General features: G+C 71.4%; 18 protein-coding genes. 11 read left to right on the top strand and 7 right to left on the bottom strand.

Annotated features, from left to right (window positions below; translation table 11 throughout):
* Nucleotides 1-53: 53 nt before the first annotated feature.
* The 3 genes from ABZ532_RS26770 (at nucleotide 54) to ABZ532_RS26760 (ending at nucleotide 3,281) form a co-directional block, all read left to right on the top strand.
* Nucleotides 54-902 carry a GNAT family N-acetyltransferase gene (locus ABZ532_RS26770; RefSeq protein ID WP_361288869.1) on the top strand — a complete coding sequence of 283 codons (849 nt, stop codon included), beginning with the start codon at nucleotides 54-56 and terminating at the stop codon, nucleotides 900-902.
* A gap of 49 nt (nucleotides 903-951) precedes the next feature.
* Entirely contained in the window at nucleotides 952-1,494 is a 543-nt protein-coding gene (locus ABZ532_RS26765; protein WP_361288866.1) for a GNAT family N-acetyltransferase, read from the top strand.
* An 89-nt stretch (nucleotides 1,495-1,583) separates the two neighbouring features.
* Nucleotides 1,584-3,281: a proline--tRNA ligase gene (locus ABZ532_RS26760; protein ID WP_361288863.1), complete on the top strand. Its 1,698-nt coding sequence runs from the start codon at nucleotides 1,584-1,586 to the stop codon at nucleotides 3,279-3,281.
* A gap of 72 nt (nucleotides 3,282-3,353) precedes the next feature.
* Here the strand turns inward: ABZ532_RS26760 and ABZ532_RS26755 are convergent, their stop codons facing one another.
* From ABZ532_RS26755 to ABZ532_RS26745, 3 genes are read right to left on the bottom strand one after another with little or no spacing between them, the layout of a single operon-like run.
* On the bottom strand, nucleotides 3,354-4,229 hold the full coding sequence (locus ABZ532_RS26755) for an aminoglycoside phosphotransferase family protein (protein WP_361288860.1): 876 nt from the start codon (nucleotides 4,227-4,229) through the stop codon (nucleotides 3,354-3,356).
* Nucleotides 4,230-4,246: 17 nt separating this feature from the next.
* Nucleotides 4,247-4,672, bottom strand: a complete 426-nt coding sequence (locus ABZ532_RS26750; protein WP_361288857.1) for a ferritin-like domain-containing protein — start codon at nucleotides 4,670-4,672, stop codon at nucleotides 4,247-4,249.
* Nucleotides 4,672-5,193, bottom strand: coding sequence for a hypothetical protein (locus ABZ532_RS26745; RefSeq protein ID WP_361288935.1), 522 nt, complete (start codon nucleotides 5,191-5,193; stop codon nucleotides 4,672-4,674). Before ABZ532_RS26745 ends, ABZ532_RS26750 begins: the two co-directional genes overlap by 1 nt.
* Nucleotides 5,194-5,369: 176 nt before the next feature.
* Between ABZ532_RS26745 and rimP the strand changes: the two genes are divergently transcribed.
* The 8 genes from rimP (at nucleotide 5,370) to ABZ532_RS26705 (ending at nucleotide 13,467) form a co-directional block, all read left to right on the top strand.
* Entirely contained in the window at nucleotides 5,370-5,894 is a 525-nt protein-coding gene (rimP, locus tag ABZ532_RS26740) for a ribosome maturation factor RimP (protein WP_361288854.1), read from the top strand.
* A gap of 2 nt (nucleotides 5,895-5,896) precedes the next feature.
* Nucleotides 5,897-6,901 (top strand): transcription termination factor NusA, encoded by a 1,005-nt coding sequence (gene nusA, locus ABZ532_RS26735; protein ID WP_361288851.1) that lies wholly within the window; start codon nucleotides 5,897-5,899, stop codon nucleotides 6,899-6,901.
* 125 nt (nucleotides 6,902-7,026) lie between these two features.
* Nucleotides 7,027-7,317, top strand: a complete 291-nt coding sequence (locus ABZ532_RS26730; RefSeq protein WP_361288848.1) for a YlxR family protein — start codon at nucleotides 7,027-7,029, stop codon at nucleotides 7,315-7,317.
* Between the two features lie 148 nt (nucleotides 7,318-7,465).
* Nucleotides 7,466-10,567, top strand: a complete 3,102-nt coding sequence (gene infB / locus ABZ532_RS26725) for a translation initiation factor IF-2 (protein WP_361288845.1) — start codon at nucleotides 7,466-7,468, stop codon at nucleotides 10,565-10,567.
* A 156-nt stretch (nucleotides 10,568-10,723) separates the two neighbouring features.
* The gene (locus tag ABZ532_RS26720; protein ID WP_361288842.1) at nucleotides 10,724-11,017 is read left to right on the top strand and encodes a DUF503 domain-containing protein; all 294 of its coding nucleotides are present in this window, start codon (nucleotides 10,724-10,726) and stop codon (nucleotides 11,015-11,017) included.
* 27 nt (nucleotides 11,018-11,044) lie between these two features.
* Nucleotides 11,045-11,485: a 30S ribosome-binding factor RbfA gene (gene rbfA / locus ABZ532_RS26715; RefSeq protein WP_361288839.1), complete on the top strand. Its 441-nt coding sequence runs from the start codon at nucleotides 11,045-11,047 to the stop codon at nucleotides 11,483-11,485.
* Nucleotides 11,482-12,384, top strand: a complete 903-nt coding sequence (gene truB, locus ABZ532_RS26710) for a tRNA pseudouridine(55) synthase TruB (RefSeq protein WP_361288836.1) — start codon at nucleotides 11,482-11,484, stop codon at nucleotides 12,382-12,384. The genes rbfA and truB overlap by 4 nt, the downstream gene beginning before the upstream one ends.
* A 138-nt stretch (nucleotides 12,385-12,522) precedes the next feature.
* Complete coding sequence (locus ABZ532_RS26705; RefSeq protein ID WP_361288833.1) at nucleotides 12,523-13,467, top strand: bifunctional riboflavin kinase/FAD synthetase; 945 nt, start codon at nucleotides 12,523-12,525, stop codon at nucleotides 13,465-13,467.
* Nucleotides 13,468-13,679: 212 nt separating this feature from the next.
* Here the strand turns inward: ABZ532_RS26705 and ABZ532_RS26700 are convergent, their stop codons facing one another.
* The 4 genes from ABZ532_RS26700 to ABZ532_RS26685 are packed head-to-tail and all read right to left on the bottom strand — an operon-like array spanning nucleotide 13,680 to nucleotide 17,627.
* Nucleotides 13,680-14,654: an ABC transporter ATP-binding protein gene (locus ABZ532_RS26700; protein WP_361288830.1), complete on the bottom strand. Its 975-nt coding sequence runs from the start codon at nucleotides 14,652-14,654 to the stop codon at nucleotides 13,680-13,682.
* The gene (locus tag ABZ532_RS26695) at nucleotides 14,651-15,676 is read right to left on the bottom strand and encodes an ABC transporter ATP-binding protein (protein ID WP_361288827.1); all 1,026 of its coding nucleotides are present in this window, start codon (nucleotides 15,674-15,676) and stop codon (nucleotides 14,651-14,653) included. The genes ABZ532_RS26700 and ABZ532_RS26695 overlap by 4 nt, the downstream gene beginning before the upstream one ends.
* On the bottom strand, nucleotides 15,673-16,560 hold the full coding sequence (locus ABZ532_RS26690) for an ABC transporter permease (protein ID WP_361288824.1): 888 nt from the start codon (nucleotides 16,558-16,560) through the stop codon (nucleotides 15,673-15,675). The genes ABZ532_RS26695 and ABZ532_RS26690 overlap by 4 nt, the downstream gene beginning before the upstream one ends.
* A complete protein-coding gene (locus ABZ532_RS26685) occupies nucleotides 16,557-17,627 on the bottom strand; it encodes an ABC transporter permease (protein WP_361288821.1) in 1,071 nt (356 codons plus the stop codon). The genes ABZ532_RS26690 and ABZ532_RS26685 overlap by 4 nt, the downstream gene beginning before the upstream one ends.
* Between the last annotated feature and the right edge of the window lie 2 nt (nucleotides 17,628-17,629).

Here is a 17,629-nt window from a genome sequence, read left to right as displayed (position 1 = left end):
GGCGACGGGGGCAGGATGAAACGTTGCCCCGAAGGAGTGTTGGAGCGGCCCTCGTGTTGACGCAGACCACCACCCGGGTGCTCGAACCCGACGACCTCGGCGCCGCGCTCGCCGTACTGGAGAGCGAGCCCGTCCACAACGCCTTCGTCACCTCCCGCGTCCAGGTCGCGGGCCTCGACCCCTGGCGCCTCGGCGGCGAGATGTGGGGCTGGTACGAGGAGGGGCGGCTGCGCTCCCTGTGCTACTCCGGCGCCAACCTCGTGCCCATCTGCGCCACCGCGGACGCCGTGCGCGCCTTCGCCGAGCGGGCCCGCAGGGCCGGGCGTCGCTGCTCCTCCATCGTCGGCCCCGCCGAGGCCACCGCCCAGCTCTGGCAGCTACTCGAACCCAGCTGGGGCCCGGCCCGTGAGGTCCGCTCCCACCAGCCGCTGATGGTCACCGAGTCCATGCCGGACGGCATCGCCCCCGACCCGTACGTCCGCCGCATCCGCAAGGACGAGATGGAGGTGATCATGCCGGCCTGCGTGGCCATGTTCACCGAGGAGGTCGGGGTCTCCCCGCTCGCGGGGGACGGCGGACTGATCTACCAGGCACGGGTGGCCGAGCTCGTCGGCTCGGGGCGTTCCTTCGCCCGGATCGACGGTGACGGCAAGGTCGTCTTCAAGGCCGAGATCGGCGCAGCGACCCCCCAGGCCTGCCAGATCCAGGGTGTCTGGGTCGCCCCCGAATACCGCGGCCGCAAGCTCTCCGAGACCGGTATGGCGGCGGTCCTGCGCTTCGCCCTCCAGGACGTCGCCCCGGTCGTCAGCCTGTATGTCAACGACTTCAACACCGCCGCCCGGGCGACCTATCGACGCGTCGGCTTCCGCGAGGTGGGCTCCTTCATGAGCGTGCTGTTCTGAACTGATCCGAACTGTTCCGGGCAGATCGGGGACAAGTAGGGTGCCCGGCATGGAACACGATGCCGTCGTCGGCCCCCTCGATCTCGCTGCCCGGGTGGACGACGCGCTCGCCGTGCAGGCCCTTGCCTTCGGGCTCAGCGAGGACGAGATCGCCATCCGCCGCCACATCGTGATGCGGCATCTGCTCTACCCCGGCGCCCGCGCCTTCGGCGCCACCACCCCCGACGGACGGCTGGTCGGCTTCGTCTACGGCATGCCCAACGACCGCACGCACTGGTGGTCCACGGTCGTCGAGCCGTATCTGCGCAGGGGCGGTCACGACCAGTGGCTCGACGACTCGTTCGTGATCACCGAACTCCATGTCCACCCCGCCCACCAGGGGCGGGGCCTCGGCCGCACCCTGATCACCACCATCACGGACACCGCCGCACAGCCCCGTTCGATCCTCTCCGCGATCGATACCGAGAGCCCGGCGCGCAGGCTGTACCGGACCCTGGGCTACCAGGACCTGGCACGCCAGGTGCTCTTCCCCAGCGCGCCCAAGCCGTACGCCGTGATGGGGGCACCGCTGCCGCTCAAGCGCGGAAGGTGACCTGCCGGGCGGGAACTGATTTCCGCCGTCCGGGACCACCCGGCTAACCTCCTGCACACCACCCTTTCTTGTACGCAGGAGATAAACCCATGGCAGCCCAGGTCCAGCGCATGTCCCGTCTGATGGTCAAGACACTGCGCGACGACCCGGCCGACGCGGAGACCCTCAGCCACAAACTCCTCGTCCGCGCGGGCTTCGTCCGCCGCAACGCCGCCGGCATCTGGAGCTGGCTGCCGCTGGGCATGCGAGTGCTGGAGAACGTCGCCCGCGTGGTGCGCGAGGAGATGGACGCGATCGGCGCGCAGGAGGTGCTGCTGCCCGCGCTGCTGCCCAAGGAGCCCTACCAGGCCACCGGACGCTGGGAGGAGTACGGCGCCGAGCTCTTCCGCCTCCAGGACCGCAAGGGCGCGGACTATCTGCTCGGCCCCACGCACGAGGAGATCTTCACTCAGCTGGTGAAGGACCAGTGCACCTCGTACAAGGACCTTCCGGTCATCCTTTACCAGATCCAGACGAAGTACCGCGACGAGGCCCGTCCGCGTTCGGGCATCCTGCGGGGCCGCGAGTTCCAGATGAAGGACTCGTACTCCTTCGACACCACCGACGAGGGCCTGGCGGAGTCCTACCGGCTGCACCGCGAGGCCTACATCAAGATCTTCCAGCGCCTCGGTCTGGAGCACCGCATCGTCTCCGCCGTCTCGGGAGCGATGGGCGGCTCGGCGTCCGAGGAGTTCCTGGCCCCGGCGGCCGCGGGCGAGGACACCTTCGTGTACTGCCCCTCCTGCGACTACGCGGCCAACACCGAGGCCGTCACCTTCAAGGTCCCGGTGGTCGAGGCGGCCGAGCACGGCCCGGTCGAGGAACTCGACACCCCCGACACCCCGACCATCGAGACCCTCGCCGAGCACCTCGGCGTTCCGGCCTCCGCCACGCTGAAGAACCTCCTGGTCAAGGTGGACGGCGAGATCGTCGCCGTCGGCGTGCCCGGTGACCGCGAGGTCGACCTCGGCAAGCTCGGCGACCACCTCGCCCCGGCCGAAGTCGAGCTGGTCACCGCCGAGGACTTCGAGGGTCGGCCCGACCTGGTGCGCGGCTATGTCGGGCCCCAGGGCCTGGACAAGGTCCGCTACATCGCCGACCCGCGCATCGCCTCCGGCACCGCGTGGATCACCGGCGCGAACAAGCCCGACACGCACGCCAGGAACGTCGTCTGCGGCCGGGACTTCGAGGTCGACGACTACCTCGACGTCGTCGTGGTCGAGGACGGCGACCCCTGCCCCTCCTGCGGTACCGGCCTCAAGCTCGACCGCGCGATCGAGATCGGCCACATCTTCCAGCTCGGCCGCAAGTACGCAGACGCCTTCCAGCTCGACGTGCTGGGCCAGAACGGCAAGCCGGTCCGCGTGACCATGGGCTCGTACGGCATCGGTGTGTCCCGAGCGGTCGCGGCCCTGGCCGAGCAGCACGCCGACGAGCAGGGCCTGTGCTGGCCGCGCGAGATCGCCCCGGCGGACGTGCACGTCGTGGCTGCCGGCAAGGCGCTCCAGACCGAGCTGGCACTCGACATCGCGGAGAAGCTGGGCGCGGCGGGCGCGCGGGTCCTCGTGGACGACCGTGCCGGGGTGTCCCCTGGCGTGAAGTTCACCGACGCGGAGCTGATCGGCGTGCCGACGATCCTGGTGGCGGGGCGCAGGTCCGCGGAAGGCGTCGTCGAGCTGAAGGACCGCCGCACGGGGGAGCGCGAGGAACTCCCGGTGGACGAGGCGATCGCGCGCGTGCTCGGCTAGGCGCCGGGCGGTGCGGGGCGGGCCTCTGGGCATGCCCCGCACCATGAGCGGCGGGGTCGGGCCCGAGAGGCCCTAGAGCCACCCCGCGAACTCCAGGGACACCTCCGCCTCGCCTGCCCGGCCCGCCACCAGCGCACGGGTCCCCGACTCCACCGCGCGGAACAGCGTCCAGCCGCGCAGCCGGTCGGGGTCCACGTCCAGGGAGTCCGCGAGCCGGTTGACGCGGCGACGGGCCGCGGAAGGGCCCGAGGAGGAGGCCACGAGGTCCTCCACACGGTCGCGGACCAGCCGTGCCAGGTCGTAGGCGGGTTCGCCGACGACCGGCTCGGGGCCGACCGCAAGCCATGGCGACCGGTCACCGCCGAGCACCTTGCTCTGCCGGAAGTTGCCGTGCAGCAGCCGCACTTCGGGGGAGGCACTCGCGACCAGTTCCTCCCGGGCGTCCAGCGCCGCGGCCATCAGCGCGGGCGGCGCCGTGCCGACGCGTTCCGACAGCGCCGCCGCTTGCCGGGCCGTACGCTCCGTCACCGTCTCGAAGGCATGGCCTTCCGGCGGCGCTGTCCACAGCCTGCGCACCGTACCCGCCGCTTCCAGCAGGGCCTTGGCCCCGGGGAGCGAGCGTACCGACAGCTCCGGGTGCAGCCGCTCCAGCACCAGCGCCCCCTCGGACGCCTCCAGCAGCCGTACCGCCCCGAAGCCGTTCCAGTGCTCCAGGGCCGCGTGCTCGTGTTCGGGCCCGGCCGAGTGCGGGACCAGCTTCAGCGCGGCCGGTGAGCCGTCCTGGCGCCGCACGAGTGCCACCAGGCTGCTCCGGCCGCCCGGTACCGCCACCCGCTCCACGTCCAGTCGGTGGCGGGCGACCGCCTCCTCGAGGAGCTTCGGCAGCTCTCGCAGCCACTCGCTGTCGCCGAGCGCCCGCACCAGACGCTGGGGCGCTTCGAAACCCATGCGTGCGTTGTTCTCCTTCACTGCCTCGTCGCCCGCTCGGCGAGCCCCGGAAAGGCTACGCCGGTACCCCGCCAGCGGACCGCCCGCACCGCCGCCTCACGCAGCGCGCCCGCCGCCTCCTGGCGCAGCGCTCCCTCCGCCGCCCTGACCAGATCCGAGTAGACGCCGGCGATCCGGTCCTCCAGCACCGCGGCCAGACGTACGGCCGCAGGCGCGTCCGGCACCGGGAAGGGCAGGGCGTAGGCGGCGTCCGCCACGACGGGCTTCGCACCCAGGTCCCGCACGGTCCGCTCCATGGCGTCGCGCCGCGCCCGGTGGGCGGAGTACGCCTCCGTCGCTTCGGCCTGCCGGTCCTTGCCCACCCGGCCGCCGACGACCCCGTACCCGTATACGGCGGCGTGCTCGGCGGCGAGCGCCGCCTGCACCGCGGCGACGGTGCTCATCAGCGGGCTCCCTTGGTCAGCAGATAGGCGTGCACCGCTCCGGCCGCGGCGACGGAGGCCAGCAGCCGGGCGTACTCGGGGGGAGCGCCGGCCAGCGCGGCGGTGTGCGCGTCGGCGGTGCTCCGTTCGACGGCGGCCAGCTCCCGCAGCGCGGCGTCCGGATCCGAACCGGCCCGCGACGGTGCAGGTGAGGGGGCTCCACGACCCGTCGTACGGGGCGAAGGCGCCGCTGGGGTGGGTACCGGTGCCAGCGCCTTCGCATGCAGGGCCACTGCCGCCCGTAGCGGTGCGAGCCGTGGCGCGAGCTCCGGATGGGCGACCAGCACCGCGTCGTAGCGCCCCAGCAGCGCACCGCTGCGTGCCGCACTGCGCTGGCGCAGGACGGTCTCGGCCGGGACGCCGTCCGGTGCCGTGCGAGGTCGAGCCCCACCGGCCGCCGACGTGCAGCCCGTCAGCGCGGCAGCCGTCGCCGCACCCGTGGCCATGAGCGCCTGTCTGCGCGTCGTACCGGTGCGCTCCACGCGTCTCTCCTCGGAGGCCCGGGCCCGTACCAGCCGGGCCCTTGATGTGATCACCGCAGGCGAGCGTACCTGCGGGTCAGTCGCGGGTGGACGGCAACACCCCTCGCGACCGGATACCCTTTGTGCTGACACACGACGAAACCCACAACAGCACACGCGGCCGAGGAGTCACCCGGATGAGCACCACCCAGAGCGAGAGGCTGCGCGGACTGCTCGAACCGCTCGTCAGCGCCGCGGATCTGGATCTGGAAGAGATCGAAGTGTCCCGGGCCGGCCGCCGCCGTGTGCTTCGGGTCGTCGTGGATTCCGAGGAAGGCGTCGATCTCGACGCCTGCGCCGAGCTGAGTCGTGTGATCTCCGAGCGGCTCGACGAGACCGACGCCATGGGTGACGGCGAGTACCAGCTCGAAGTGACCTCGCCCGGTGCCGAGCGTCCGCTGAGGGAGCACCGCCACTACGTGCGCGCCAAGGGCAGGCTTGCCCGGTTCCAGCTGACCGCCCCGGACGGCAGTCCCGCGGGCGAACTGGTCGCGCGCATCCTCGACGTGGACGACGAAGGCCTCGATCTGGAGGTGCCGGGTGTGAAGGGCCGTAAGCCCACCGCGCGCCGGATCGCCTTCGCCGAGATCGCCAAGGCCCGGGTGGAGATCGAATTCAGCCGCAAGGACAGCAACGGCATTCAGAATGAGGAGGAGGCGTAACCGTGGACATCGACGTGAAGCTCCTGAAGGGCTTGGCACAGGAGAAGGAGATCGCGTTCGACCTGCTGGTCGAGGCGATCGAGTCCGCCCTCCTCATCGCCTATCACCGCACCCCGGACAGCCGCCGCCACGCCCGCGTCGTGCTCAACCGCGACAACGGGCACGTGACCGTGTGGGCGAAGGAGGACCCGTCCGAGCTCGACGAGGGCCAGGAGCCCCGCGAGTTCGACGACACCCCGCACGACTTCGGCCGGATCGCCGCCTCGACGGCCCGTCAGGTCATCCAGCAGCGGCTGCGGGACGCGGAGAACGACGTGACCTTCGGCGAGTACGCCCGCCGTGAGGGCGATGTCGTCGCCGGCCAGGTGCAGCAGGGCAAGGACCCCAAGAACGTCCTCGTCCGGCTGGACGACAAGCTGGAGGCCATCCTGCCCGTGCAGGAGCAGGTCCCGGGCGAGGAGTACACCCACGGTCTGCGTCTGCGCACGTACGTCGTGCGGGTGGCCAAGGGTGTGCGCGGTCCGTCCGTCACCCTCTCGAGGACGCATCCCAATCTGGTGAAGAAGCTCTTCGCCCTGGAGGTGCCCGAGATCGCCGACGGTTCGGTCGAGATCGCGGCCATCGCCCGCGAGGCGGGTCACCGCACCAAGATCGCCGTACGGTCCACCCGTAGCGGGCTCAACGCCAAGGGCGCCTGCATCGGCCCGATGGGTGGCCGGGTGCGCAACGTAATGGCCGAGCTGCACGGCGAGAAGATCGATATCGTGGACTGGTCGGACGACCCGGGCGAGATGGTGGCCAACGCACTGTCACCGGCGCGGGTCTCCAAGGTCGAGATCGTGGACCTCGGCGCCCGCTCCGCACGGGTTACGGTGCCCGATTACCAGCTGTCACTGGCGATCGGCAAGGAGGGCCAGAACGCCCGCCTCGCCGCGCGTCTCACCGGCTGGCGTATCGACATCCGCCCGGATACGGAGCAGCCGTCGCCCGAGCCTGAGCAGAGCTGAGCCGAGCGGAATGCCTCACGGTGCGTAGTCGTTGACGCGCGGTGAAGCGCAGCGAGTTTTGAGCCATCAACTGTTCGACTCTTACCTCAAAGGGGTGAGGTCGGTACGGGGAGGTAGACTTAGACGTGTCTGGCCGGACGCATGCCCGAGCATGCCCTGAGCGCACCTGTGTGGGGTGTCGGGAGCGAGCGGCCAAGAGCGATCTGCTGCGCATCGTGGCGGTCGAGGGTGCTTGCGTCCCCGATCATCGCGGTACGCTGCCCGGCCGGGGTGCGTATCTGCACCCCGCCTCGGTCTGTCTCGACCTGGCGGTCCGCCGCCGGGCGTTCCCGAGGGCCCTCAAAGCCCAGGGAGCGCTCGAAACCTCGGACGTACGCCAGGCCGTCGAGAGGACAGCGGCACAGGCAGCACCGTAAGAAGAAGTACCGCACGGATCCCCATGCGGTCAGGTACCTCGCGAGTTGGAAGTAGGTCGAGATTGCGATGAGCACTCGATGAGTACGCGATGAGTACGCCCATGAAGTAGCAACGGTCCGGCGGTAACCCGGACCTAAAAGGAGCGAAGTGGCTAAGGTCCGGGTATACGAACTCGCCAAGGAGTTCGGCGTAGAGAGCAAGGTCGTCATGGCCAAGCTCCAAGAACTCGGTGAATTCGTCCGTTCGGCGTCCTCGACGATCGAGGCACCGGTTGTACGCAAATTGACTGATGCTTTCCAGCAGGGCTCCGGGGCCTCCCCCGCGAAGCGCGCCGCCGGAAAGCCCGCAGCACCGCGCAAGGCGACCCCTGCGAAGCCCGCCCCCGAGGCGGAAGGCCGCGCAGGCGGCGCCCCCGCGCCGTCCCCGGCGCAGGCGGCGCGTCCCGCTGCCCCCAAGCCCGGCGCCCCGGCCCCCAAGCCGGTCGCCGCCGAGGCTCCCAAGAGCGTTCCCGCCGCCCCGGCGCCGGGCCCGCGGCCGACTCCCGGCCCCAAGCCTCCGGCCGCGCCGAAGCCGGCTCCGGCCGCCCCGGCCGCGCCTGAGTTCACCGCGCCTCCGGCCGCTCCGGCTGCCGGTCCCCGGCCCGGTACCGCTCCCGGCCCGCGTCCGGGCAGCCGTCCGGGTCAGGGTGCCCAGGGCGGTGCCCGTCCCGGTGCTCCGCGCCCCGGTGGCGAGCGTCAGGCCCCGCGTCCCGGTGCCCGTCCCGCGGGCCCGCGTCCGGGTAACAACCCCTTCACCTCTGGTGGCTCCACCGGTATGGCGCGCCCGCAGGCGCCCCGTCCGGGCGGCGCCCCGCGTCCCGGTGCTCAGGGTGGCCCCGGTGGCCCGCGTCCGCAGGCTTCCGGCCAGGGCGGTCCCCGTCCCCAGGCGGGCCCCGGCGGCCCCCGTCCCACTCCGGGCGGTATGCCCCGTCCCCAGGCGCCGCGTCCCGCGGGTCCTGGTGGTCCCGGTGGTAACCGCCCGAACCCGGGCATGATGCCGCAGCGTCCCGCTGCCGGCCCGCGCCCCGGTCCCGGTGGTGGCGGCGGCGGTCGTGGCCCCGGCGGCGGCGGTGGTCGTCCCGGCGGTGCCGGTGGTCGTCCCGGTGGCGGCGGTTTCGCCGGCCGTCCGGCCGGTCCCGGTGGCGGCGGTCGTCCCGGTGGCGGCGGCGGTGGCGGCTTCGGCGGCCCGCGCCCCGGTGGTGGCGGCGGTGGCGGCTTCGGCGGTGGCGGCGGTGGCCGTCCCGGCTTCGGCGGACGTCCGGGTGGTCCGGGCGGCCGTGGTGGCACGCAGGGCGCCTTCGGCCGTCCCGGTGGTCCGGCGCGTCGTGGCCGTAAGTCGAAGCGGCAGCGGCGCCAGGAGTACGAGGCCATGCAGGCCCCGTCGGTCGGCGGCGTGATGCTGCCGCGTGGCGGCGGCGAGACCGTCCGTCTGTCGCGCGGTGCCTCCCTCACCGACTTCGCGGAGAAGATCAACGCCAACCCGGCGTCGCTCGTCGCCGTGATGATGAACCTCGGCGAGATGGTCACGGCGACGCAGTCCGTCTCCGACGAGACCCTTCACCTCCTTGCCGGCGAGATGAACTACACGGTTCAGATCGTCAGCCCGGAGGAGGAGGACCGCGAGCTGCTCGAGTCCTTCGACATCGAGTTCGGCGAGGACGAGGGCGGCGAGGAGTTCCTGGTCGCGCGTCCGCCGGTGGTGACCGTCATGGGTCACGTCGACCACGGTAAGACCAGGCTGCTGGACGCGATCCGCAAGACCAACGTCGTCGCGGGCGAGGCCGGCGGTATCACCCAGCACATCGGTGCGTACCAGGTCTCCACCGAGGTCAACGACGAAGAGCGTCGCATCACCTTCATCGACACCCCGGGTCACGAGGCGTTCACCGCCATGCGTGCCCGTGGTGCCAAGTCCACCGACATCGCGATCCTCGTGGTCGCGGCCAACGACGGTGTCATGCCGCAGACGGTCGAGGCGCTCAACCACGCCAAGGCCGCGGATGTCCCGATCGTCGTCGCGGTCAACAAGATCGACGTCGAGGGCGCGGACCCGACGAAGGTGCGCGGTCAGCTGACCGAGTACGGCCTGGTGGCCGAGGAGTACGGCGGCGACACCATGTTCGTCGACATCTCCGCCAAGCAGGGTCTGAACATCGAGAACCTGCTGGAGGCCGTGGTCCTGACGGCGGACGCCGCCCTGGACCTCCGCGCCAACCCGGAGCAGGACGCGCAGGGCATCGCGATCGAGTCCCACCTCGACCGCGGCCGCGGTGCCGTCTCGACCGTCCTCGTCCAGCGAGGCACCCTGCGCATCGGCGACACCATGGTCGTCGGCGACGCGTACGGCCGTGTCCGCGCGATGCTCGACGACAAGGGCAACAACGTCGAGGAGGCCACTCCGTCGACGCCGGTCCTGGTCCTGGGTCTCACCAACGTCCCGGGCGCCGGCGACAACTTCCTGGTTGTCGACGAGGACCGTACGGCCCGCCAGATCGCCGAGAAGCGTGCCGCCCGTGAGCGCAACGCCGCGTTCGCCAAGCGCACCCGCCGGGTGTCCCTCGAGGACCTCGACAAGGTGCTCAAGGCGGGCGAGGTCCAGCAGCTCAACCTCATCATCAAGGGCGACGCGTCCGGTTCGGTCGAGGCCCTCGAGTCCTCGCTGCTCCAGCTGGACGTCGGCGAAGAGGTCGACATCCGCGTGCTGCACCGCGGTGTGGGTGCGGTCACCGAGTCGGACATCGACCTGGCGACCGGCTCCGACGCCATCGTGATCGGCTTCAACGTGCGCGCCGCCGGGCGTGCCACGCAGATGGCCGAGCGCGAGGGTGTGGACGTCCGCTACTACTCGGTCATCTACCAGGCGATCGAGGAGATCGAGGCGGCCCTCAAGGGCATGCTCAAGCCGGAGTACGAAGAGGTCGAGCTGGGTACGGCGGAGATCCGCGAGGTCTTCCGCTCGTCCAAGCTGGGCAACATCGCGGGTGTCCTCATCCGCTCCGGCGAGGTCAAGCGCAACACCAAGGCGCGCCTCGTCCGCGATGGCAAGGTCATCGCGGAGAGCCTCAACATCGAGGGTCTGCGTCGCTTCAAGGACGACGTCACCGAGATCCGCGAAGGCTACGAGGGTGGTATCAACCTCGGAAACTTCAACGACATCAAGGTCGACGACGTCATCGCGACGTACGAGATGCGCGAGAAGCCTCGCGGCTGACAGCGCGGCTGACGCAGGACAGCCGGTTCGGGGCCGGTCGGCGGGACGTAAATCCCGTCGATCGGCCCCGGCCGTTGCGTGTACGGTTCTTGATGTCCCTGCCAAGAGCGGGCAGGGCACTTTCCGAACCCGTACCGGCGGGACATCCGGACATGCATGTACGTGGGGACGCTGTCCTTCGATCTGCTCCTCGGCGACGTTCGTTCGTTGAAGGAGAAACGCTCCGTCGTCCGCCCGATCGTGGCCGAACTCCAGCGCAAGTACGCGGTGAGTGCGGCCGAGGTGGGTGGGCAGGACCTCCATCGCAGGGTCGAGATCGGCCTCGCGGTGGTCTCGGGTGACCCGGGGCACATCAGCGACGTACTGGACCGGTGCGAGCGACTGGTCGCCGCCCGGCCCGAGGTCGAGCTGCTGTCGGTACGACGACGGCTGCACGGCGACGATGATTGAAAGCAAGCAGGAAGAGGAGAAGGACCGGTGGCCGACAACGCGCGGGCCCGCAAGCTGGCCGATCGCATCCAGGTCGTGGTCGCGGAGACCCTGGACCGGCGAATCAAGGATCCGCGGCTGGGTTTCGTCACGATCACGGACGCCCGGGTCACCGGCGACCTGCGGGAGGCCACGGTCTTCTACACGGTCTACGGCGACGACGAGGAGCGTGCCGCGTCCGCCGCGGCGCTGGAGTCCGCCAAGGGCGTCCTCCGCTCGGAGGTCGGCAAGCAGACCGGGGTCCGGTACACGCCGAGCCTGACCTTCGTCCCGGATGCCCTCCCCGACACCGCGCGCACGATCGACGATCTGCTCGACCGGGCGCGCGCCAGTGACGCGGAGGTCCGCGAGGCCTCCACGGGCAAGAACTACGCGGGCGACGCGGACCCGTACCGCAAGCCGGAGGACGAGGACGAAGCCTCCGAATGAGCCGGCACAGCACCGCGCCCGACGGACTTGTCATCGTCGACAAGCCGTCGGGCTTCACTTCGCACGACGTGGTCGCCAAGATGCGCGGCATCGCCCGCACCCGCCGGGTCGGGCACGCCGGCACCCTCGACCCGATGGCCACGGGGGTGCTCGTGCTCGGTGTCGAGAAGGCCACCAAACTCCTGGGGCACCTCGCACTGACCGAGAAGGAGTACCTCGGCACCATCCGGCTGGGCCAGACCACCGTCACGGACGACGCCGAGGGCGAGATCACCGCGTCCACGGACGCCTCCAAGGTGACCCGCGAGGGCATCGACGCGGGCGTAGCCGCGCTGAGTGGCGACATCATGCAGGTCCCCTCCAAGGTCAGCGCCATCAAGATCGACGGCAAGCGGTCCTACGCACGGGTACGCGGCGGCGAGGAGTTCGACATCCCGGCCCGTCCGGTGACCGTCTCCCAGTTCACTGTGTACGACGTCCGCGAGGCCGTGGCCGACGACGGCACCCCCGTCGTCGACCTGGTCGTCTCCGTCGTCTGCTCCTCCGGTACGTACATCCGGGCTCTCGCCCGTGACCTGGGCGCCGGGCTCGGCGTGGGCGGCCATCTGACGGCGCTGCGCCGCACCCGCGTCGGCCCGTACAAGCTGGATGCGGCGAAGACCCTGGACCAGCTCCAGGAGGACTTGACGGTCATGCCGATCAGCCAGGCAGCGGCGGCGGCGTTCCCTCGCTGGGACGTGGACGAGGAGCGGGCCCGGCTGCTGGTCAACGGCGTACGGCTGGAGATGCCGGATTACGACACGACGGGTCCGGTGGCGGTCTTCGGCCCTGACGACCGGTTCCTCGCCCTGGTGGAGCAGCAGCAGGGCAAGGCGAAGAGCCTCGCGGTCTTCGGCTGAGGCGTCGTGGGGCGGGCAGGTCCGCCCCACGACGGCCTTCAGCCAGGTGCCGATGCCGGGCCGCGACCGCGGGCATGGCAGTCTTAGAGCTGCGCAATCGGCAAACACGTACACAAGTTCGGGCGAGGAGCGGTCACAGTGCAGCGCTGGCGTGGCTTGGAGGACATCCCCCAGGACTGGGGACGCAGCGTCGTCACCATCGGCTCCTACGACGGGGTACACCGCGGTCACCAGCTGATCATCGGGCGGGCCGTGCAGCGCGCCCGTGAGCTCGGCGTGCGAACCGTCGTCGTGACCTTTGACCCCCACCCGAGCGAGGTCGTCCGCCCGGGCAGCCACCCGCCGCTGCTCGCCCCGCACCACCGGCGCGCGGAGCTGATGGCGGAACTCGGCGTCGACGCGGTCCTCGTCCTCCCCTTCACCGCCGAGTTCTCCCAGCTCTCGCCCGCCGACTTCATCGTGAAGGTGCTCGTCGACAAGCTGCACGCACGCGCCGTGATCGAGGGCCCCAACTTCCGCTTCGGCCACAGGGCGGCCGGGAACGTCGCCTTCCTGTCCGAGCTGGGAGCCACCTACGACTACGAGGTCGAGGTGGTCGACCTGTTCGTGAGCGGAGCGGCGGGCGGCGGCGAGCCCTTCTCCTCCACCCTCACCCGCCGCCTGGTCGCCGAAGGCGACGTCCAGGGCGCCGCGGAGATCCTGGGCCGCCCGCACCGCGTCGAGGGAATCGTCGTCCGCGGCGCCCAGCGAGGCCGGGAACTCGGCTACCCGACGGCGAACGTCGAGACCCTTCCGCACACCGCCATCCCCGCGGACGGCGTCTACGCGGGCTGGCTCACCGGGAACGGCGAGCGGATGCCGGCGGCGATCTCCGTCGGCACGAACCCCCAGTTCGACGGCACCGAGCGGACCGTCGAGGCATACGCGATCGACCGCGGCGGCCTCGATCTGTACGGGCTGCACGTGGCGGTGGACTTCCTCGCCTATGTGCGGGGCCAGGAGAGGTTCGCGTCGATCGAGGCACTGCTGGACGCGATCGCGGCGGACGTGAAGCGGGCGCGGGAGCTGACGGCGGCGGCCTAGTACCGTGACCGGACGGCGACCTCACGGTGCCGGACAAGTCCGCGGAACCTGAGCCGTCCGGCGTTCGAGGCCGGACACTCCGGCCCACCGCACGGGGTGCGGTACGCCGCGGGACCCGCCCTGCGACACGCCGTGCGGTACGCCGGAGAGACCCGCCCACCACGTGGCCGCGAGGTGACAGGGCACGGGCGGCACGGGCGCACGCCCGGCACCTACTCCGCGTCGCTGTGCACGAAATGACAGGCCACGCCCGCGCCCCGCAGCACCGCCAGGTCCTCCGTGTGGCAGCGAATGGCGACGCCCGACGCTTCCGCCTCGCCGGAGGCCAGCACCGGGCAGCGGGCGTGGAAGCGGCAGCCCGGAGGGATACGGGCGGGGTCGGGAGGCTCGCCGGTGAGGACGACCGCAGGGCCCGCGGACTCGGGGAGTACCGAGAGCAGAGCCTGTGTGTACGGATGGCGGGGTGCCGTCAGTACTTCCTCGACCGGTCCCGCCTCCACGATCCGGCCCAGGTACATCACGGCGACCCGGTCGGCGATGTTCCAGGCCAGGCCCAGATCGTGGGTCACCACCAGTGCCGAAAGGCCCAGCTCGTCCCGTAGCCGCAGCAGCAGCGCGAGGATCTCTCCGCGTACCGAGGCGTCCAGCGAGGCCACCGGCTCGTCGGCCACGATCAGCTCCGGACGCAGCACGAGCGCGCCGGCGATCACGACGCGCTGGCGCTGTCCGCCCGAAAGCTCGTGCGGGTAGCGCAGGAAGAAGCGCTCAGGCGGTCTGAGGCCTGCCCGCGCGAGGGCCTCGGCCACGGCCTCCCGCTCGTCGCCCGGAACGCGATGGATCCTCAGCCCCTCGGCCACCGCCTCGTACACGGTGTGCCGCGGGTTCAGGGAGCCGCTCGGGTCCTGGAGCACCAGCTGGACCCGCTTGCGGTACGCCTTCAGCGACCGCGCGCCGTAGGCAAGCGGCGCTCCCTCGAACATCACCCGCCCGGCCGTCGGCTCGACGAGGCCCAGCAGTGCCCGCGCCAGCGAGGTCTTTCCGCAGCCGGACTCGCCGACGAGCGCGACGATCTCCCCGGTGGCGATGTCCAGGTCCACCCCGTCGACGGCCCGCACGGAGGCCGCTCCGTGGCGCGCCGGGAACGCCACCCCCAGTCCGGCGGCCGACAACAAGGGATTCGTGCTCATGCGCCCGCCTCCGTTCCGGCGCGTACACAAGCGACTCGCCGCCCCGACCCGGTGTCCCGCAGCACCGTGTCCTCGTGCGCGCAGACCTCCAGGACCACCGGGCAGCGCGGATGGAACGCGCAGCCGCCCGGTAGCGCCGACGGATCCGGGGGATCACCCGGCAGCCCCTTCGGCGCCCGACGGGAGGCCGCGTCACCGATGCGGGGAAACGCCGACGCCAGCGCCCGCCCGTAGGGGTGCTCAGCCGCGTCGTACACATCCCGCGCGGGCCCCTCCTCCACCACCCGACCGGCGTACATCACCGCGAGCCGGTCACAGGTGTCCGCCAGCACCGCCAAGTCGTGGCTGATCATCAGCAGTCCGATGTCCTGCGAGGCGACCAGTTCCCCGATCAGACGCAGGATCTGAGCCTGGATCATGACGTCCAGGGCCGTGGTCGGTTCGTCGGCGACGATCAGCCGCGGTTCGCAGGCGAGCGCCATCGCGATCATCACCCGCTGCCGCTGGCCGCCCGACAACTCGTGCGGATACGCCTGCGCGCGGGACGCCGGCAGCCCCACCTGCTCCAGCAGCGCGCCGGCCTGATGACGCGCCGCGCCCGGGGCGGCCCTCCCGTGCACCAGCAGTGGCTCCGCGATCTGCTCGCCGATCCGGTGCACCGCGTTGAGCGAGTGCATCGCGCCCTGGAACACGATCGACGCGCCCGCCCAGCGCACCGCGCGAAGCCGCCCCCACCGCATGGTCAGCACGTCCTCGCCGTCCAGCAGGATCTCGCCCGACAACCGTGCCGAGGCCGGGAGCAGCCGCAGCAGGGCGAGCGCCAGCGTCGACTTGCCGCAGCCGGACTCGCCCGCGACACCGAGCTTTCCGCCCGCGGGGACGGCCAGATCCACTCCCCGTACGGCTGGGACGGCTGACGCCCCGGAGCCGTACGTCACATGGAGGTCCCTGACCTCCAGAAGGCTCCGCGAGGGCTGCTCCGGCTGCTCCGGCAGCGCCGACGGCATCGGCAGTGTGGTCATCGGTCCACCCCCAGCTTCGGATTGAGCACGGACTCGACGGCCCGCCCGCACAGCGTGAACGCCAGCGCGACCAGCGCGATCGCGATCCCGGGCGGCGCCAGGTACCACCAGTGCCCGGACGACACCGCGCCCGCTTCCCGCGCGTCCTGGAGCATGCCGCCCCAGGACACCACCGCCGGATCGCCCAGACCCAGGAAGGCGAGTGTCGCCTCGGTCAGGATCGCGCTGGAGATTCCGAGCGTCGTCTGCGCCAGCACCAGCGGCATCACGTTCGGAATCACATGGCGGGCCATGATGTGCCCATGGCCGCCGCCGAGCGCGGTCGCCCGCTCGATGTAGGGGCGCGACTCCACCGCGATGGTCTGCGCCCGCACCAGCCGCGCCGTGGTGGGCCAGGAGGTGACGCCGATCGCCAGGACCACGGTCCAGACGCTGCGCGACAGCACCGTCGCGAGCACGATGGCCAGCACCAGTGTCGGCATCACCAGGAACCAGTCGGTGATCCGCATGACGACCGTGGACAGCCAGCCGCCGTAGTGCCCGGCGACCACCCCGACGAGCGTGCCGATGGCCACCGACAGGGCGGCGGCAAGCAGTCCGACCGTGAGCGAGATGCGTGCACCCCAGACCAGCAGCCCCAGCAGCGAGCGCCCGAACTGGTCGGTGCCGAGGGGGAAAGCGACGCTCGGTGACTCCAGCGCGCTGCCGGGCGCGTCCGTCACGTTCTGCACGCCGTCGCCGACGAGCAGCGGCGCGGCCAGCGCGATCGCGACGAGGAGCGCCAGCCCGGCCAGGCCCGCCACCCCCGCCCGGTGCATGCGGTACTGGCGCCAGAAGCGGGCCACCGATTCCCGGCGGCGCGTCCACACGAGTGACCCGCTCATCGGCCCACCCTCGGATCGAGCAGCGGATACACCAGATCGGCGAGCAGATTCATCAGGATCATCGCCCCTGCGAACACCATGAACAGCCCCTGGACGAGCGGTAGGTCGGGCACGCTCAGCGCCTGGTAGAACAGCCCGCCGAGCCCCGGCCAGGAGAACACCGTCTCCACCAGGATCGAACCGGCGGCCACATGCCCGAGGTTGATGAAGACCATGGTCACGGTCGGCAGCAGGGCGTTCGGCACGGCGTGCCGGCGCCGTACGTCGTCGTCCCGCAGCCCCTTCGCACGGGCCGTCGTGAGATAGTCGCCGCCCATCTCGTCGAGCAGCGAGGACCGCATCACGAGCAGCGTCTGCGCGTATCCCACCGCCACCAGCGTCAGCACCGGCAGCACCATGTGATGGGCCACATCGAGGGCATAGGCGGAGCCGGTCTCACCGCCGGACTCCATACCGCCGGTCGGGAACAGCCCCGGCACCGGACCGGCCCCCACCGCGAACACGATGATCAGCAGCAGCCCCAGCCAGAACGACGGCACCGACCACAGGGCCAGTGCCACGCCCGTGTGGACCCGGTCCCCGAGCCCGCCGTGCCGCCAGGCCGCACGGGTGCCCAGCCACAGCCCGAGTGCCGAGTAGACGACCACCGCGACACCCGTGAGCAGCAGCGTCGCCGGGAGCTTCTGCGCGATCAGCTCGCCCACGGGCGCGTGGAACTGGTACGACGTGCCGAGGTCGCCGGTCAGCGCCCCGGCGCAGTAGTCGGTGAACTGCCGCCACAGGGGAAGGTCGAGCCCGAACTGCCGACGCAGGGTCGCCAGCTGCGCCGCCGTCGTCGGCATCCCGTGGGTCATCGCCTTGACCGGGTCGCCGGGGATGATCCGGAAGAGGAAGAAGCCGGTGACGAGGACGGCGAACAGCGACACCGCCGCACCGCCCAGCTTGCCCGCCACGTAACGCACATAGGAACCCGCGTCCGTGACGCGCGCGGCACGGGAGCGCGGCGGCTTGGCCGTGCCCGCCGCGGGGGCGGGACTCGTGGCCGTGGTGCCTGCGACGCCGCTCATCG

Source organism: Streptomyces sp. NPDC019396 (assembly GCF_040632375.1).
In the GTDB taxonomy this organism is placed as follows: Bacteria; Actinomycetota; Actinomycetes; order Streptomycetales; family Streptomycetaceae; genus Streptomyces.
Note: the sequence above shows the minus strand (reverse complement) of the source record. Positions and strands in the feature narration are given on the sequence as shown.